Consider the following 3,741-nt stretch of genomic DNA (forward strand, 5'->3'; position numbering starts at 1 on the left):
GTCCGGGACCGACCCGTCGGGCGGCAGCTGCCCCCTGCCGACGACGTACCGCTGGTCCTCGACGGGTCAGTTGGCGCAGCCCGCCAACGGCTGGGCCTCGGTGAAGGACTTCACCGACGTGGTGGTCAACGGCAAGCACCTGGTCTACGCGTCGAACGTCTCCGGGTCGTCGTACGGCTCGATGATGTTCAGCCCCTTCACCAACTGGTCGGACATGGCGTCGACCGGCCAGACCGGGATGGGCCAGGCCGCGGTAGCGCCCACGCTGTTCTACTTCGCACCCAAGAACATCTGGGTGCTGGCCTACCAGTGGGGTGCGTGGCCCTTCATCTACCGCACGTCGAGCGACCCCGCCAACCCCAACGGCTGGTCCTCCCCGCAGCCGCTGTTCACCGGCAGCATCCCCAACTCCGGCACCGGTCCGATCGACCAGACCCTGATCGCCGACGGCCAGAACATGTACCTGTTCTTCGCCGGTGACAACGGCAGCATCTACCGGGCGAGCATGCCGATCGGGAACTTCCCGGGCAACTTCGGCTCCTCGTACACGACCGTCATGAGCGACTCGACGGCCAACCTGTTCGAGGCCCCGCAGGTCTACAAGGTCAAGGACCGGAACCAGTACCTCATGATCGTCGAGGCGATGGGGGCGAACGGGCGCTACTTCCGCTCCTTCACGGCCACCGGCCTGAACGGTTCCTGGACCCCGCAGGCCGGCAGCGAGAGCAGCCCCTTCGCCGGCAAGGCCAACAGCGGCGCCACCTGGACCAACGACATCAGCCACGGCGACCTGGTCCGCGACAACCCCGACCAGACCATGACCATCGACCCCTGCCACCTGCAACTCCTCTACCAGGGCAAGTCCCCCACCGCGAGCGGCCCCTACGACCAGTTGCCGTGGCGGCCGGGGCTCCTCACGCTGCAGCGCTGACCCGCCCGATCCGCAACACTCGCACCACATTGCCGGACGACCGGTCGGCGGCACACGCATCTTCGCCCGCCGCCCACCGGCCGCCGCCCGCCGTGTGAAGAGGAACCCCAGTCGTGCGTCGGCTGGGGTTCCTCCGGGTGCGGGCGCACCGTGCGCAGGAAGTCGGCGGGGTCGACCTCCTGCGCACGGCGGGGGTGTCCGGGTCGGGAGGTCAGTAGTCCCAGACCGCCGGCACGAAGCGGAACGTGCCGCTGCCGGCATCCGCCACGTGGCAGACGGACGGGAAGGGCAGGTGACTGGCCATCAGCTGCTCGCCGGTCGACGCCATTTCGGTCAGGAGCCGGGTCCGGATGCGGGCCGACCCCTCGGGGTCGTGATCGAAGCCGTTGTGCCACTCGGGCTTCCGGTCCCCGCACTGGAACACGGCGTCGCCCGCGAACGTCAGCCGGTCACCGCCGGACTCCAGGCGGATGATGCTGTGACCGGGGGTGTGACCGCCGGTGCGGCGGATCAGGACGCCCGGCGCCACCTCGTACTCCTGCTCGAAGGGCCGCAACTGGCCGCGGTACAGATCGAGGAACCGCGAGGCGGTGGTGCGGAGCACATCCGGCACCGGTGCGGGCATGTCGGTGCGGGAGAAGTCGGGCGCCGCCCAGAACTCGGCCTCGGCCGCGGCCAGGTGGACCCGCAGGTCCGTACGCAGCCGGCCCCGCAGCCCCTCGACGAGCAGCCCGCCGATGTGGTCCATGTGCAGGTGGGTGAGCACCACGTCGGTCACCGACCCGGGGTCGATCCCGGCGGCGTCCAGTCGCGCGGCCAGCTGCCCGGCCCGCGGGAAGCCGGGGAACTCCGTCCCCAGACCGGAGTCGACGAGGACGGTCCGGCCGCCGCTGCGCACCACGGACACGTTCAGCGGCCAGTTGATCGACTCCAGCGGCAGGTACATGTCCCCGAGCCAGGCCTTCAGGTCGGCCGGGGCGGCGTTGGTGGCCAGCGTGGTGGGCGAGATCGGCAGCACCCCGTCGCTGATCACCAGCACGTCGATGTCACCGACCTTCAACGCGTAGCGCGACGGGACCGGTTCGTCGCGTCCCGGCGCGTCGGGGCGGGCGAGGTTGGCCTGGGTCATGGGGTTCTCCTTACGAAGGGCGTCAGCCGGAGGCCTCGACGGCGCCACCGCGGGCTGCGCCGTCCAGTCGTCCCTACAGACCGGCGAGCGGTCCGGTCTGTGACAGCCACCCGGTCCGAATCCGCCGCAGCACACCCGCCGACCGCGCCGGAGCCGGAGCGACGGGGTGTCACAGACGAGGTGCGAGCCCGGTCTTGCTGCATGGGAACGGACGCCCCGGCACCCGGCACGGGTGAGCCCGGTCCGGGCCGCCGCGCCCATGCCGACGGCACGACGACGCAGGAAACGAGGCCACATGAAACACCTCCGACCAGCGGCGGCCCTCCTGGCCGCCCTGGTGGTCCCCCTCGCGGCACCGGCACCGGCCACCGCGGCCCCGGCACCCGCCCCACCGGCGGTCTCCTCCGCGGCCGCGGCATCCGAGGAAGCCCCCACGGCCGCCTCCGAGACCGCCTCCGCGGCCGCGGAGGAGCCGGACCTCAGCTACGCCAACCGCACCTCCCCGCCGAGCGGCATGCCGGACTGGTCGCGCGTCGGCTACCGGGGCGGGCAGGACCTGCCGCGCGGCGAGTCGGCCCTCACCGAGGACGCCGCCTGCCGCATCTCGCCGCAGAAGCTCGCCGCCGCCTACGGGGTGCGCGCCGACGACGGGGCCGACGACACCGCCGGCCTGCAGCGGGCGATCGACGACATCAAGGCCCAGTGCTCGCCCAAGGCCGACTTCAACCGCCTCTCCCTCGTCGAACTGCCCGCCGGCCGGGTCGACCTGTCCCGCCAGATCTACGTNGCCAGATCTACGTCGACGCCGACTTCCTGACCCTCCGGGGCAAGGGCTCCGGCGCGGGCGGCACCCGGCTGGTCTTCCGGCCCGACCTCAGCACCCGGTACGACCAGGTGGCCAACGGCCGCTGGGACCAGGACTCCATGGTGGCCGGGACCGGCGGCGACGTCGGCGGGGGCGGCTGGATCTGGCCGGGGCGCGGCATGTTCCGGGTCCAGACCCGGGAGGTCGCGGCCCGGTACCAGGACGACTGGGAGGCGGCCACGACCCTCCCGATGCGCAAGGACATCTTCGAGGGCAGTGTCAACCAGCACTGGGTCTCCGGCCTGAAGCCGGCCGCCCGGGACGGCGACCCGGGCTACTCCGCCCGGAAGGGGTCGTCCGTCGTCCGCCTGGACGCCAAGACCGACATGAAGAGGTTCCGGACGGGCGGCTACGTCTGGATCGGCGCGGCCAACAGCAGGAACTTCTACGCGCAGCAGGGCATCACCGACCCGAGCATGATCGAGGCGCTCCACATGCGCCAGCAGATGTTCAAGGTCGTCCGCGTCGACGCCACCGCCAGGACGGTCACCCTGGACCGCGCGCTGGAGTGGGACCTGCCGGTGAACTCCGAGTCGGACGGCTCCCCGCCGATCAACGGCAGCGGCACCCCGTACTCCAGCAAGATCACCCCGCTGAAGACCGTCGAAGGCGTCGGCTTCGAGGACTTCGCCTTCACCCAGGACATGAACGGCCTGCCCAGGATCGGCGGCCAGGAGACCTACCGGCTGACGCCCGAGCAGGCCGTGCACAACTACGGCAACCTGGCACCCGAGTACGCGATGCACGGCATCGTCTTCAAATGGGCCGCGAACAGTTGGGCGCGCGGTCTGAAGGCCGAGATGACCGGCTCGCACC

At 71.3% G+C, this 3,741-nt stretch carries 2 protein-coding genes and 1 pseudogene; 2 read left to right on the top strand and 1 reads right to left on the bottom strand.

What is annotated here, in order from left to right; translation table 11 throughout:
* The coding region (locus VR45_RS27300) for a non-reducing end alpha-L-arabinofuranosidase family hydrolase (protein ID WP_045942500.1) at window positions 1–931 on the top strand (931 nt) is incomplete at its 5' end.
* Window positions 932–1,142: 211 nt separating this feature from the next.
* Here the strand turns inward: VR45_RS27300 and VR45_RS27305 are convergent.
* On the bottom strand, window positions 1,143–2,060 hold the full coding sequence (locus VR45_RS27305; RefSeq protein ID WP_045942501.1) for an MBL fold metallo-hydrolase: 918 nt from the start codon (window positions 2,058–2,060) through the stop codon (window positions 1,143–1,145).
* Between the two features lie 894 nt (window positions 2,061–2,954).
* On the opposite strand from VR45_RS27305, the pseudogene VR45_RS42725 reads away from it, so the two are divergent.
* A pseudogene (locus tag VR45_RS42725) lies at window positions 2,955–3,741 on the top strand (glycoside hydrolase); the annotation flags it as partial.

The sequence above is a fragment of the Streptomyces sp. NRRL S-495 genome (genome assembly GCF_000966955.1).
GTDB lineage: Bacteria > Actinomycetota > Actinomycetes > Streptomycetales > Streptomycetaceae > Kitasatospora > Kitasatospora purpeofusca.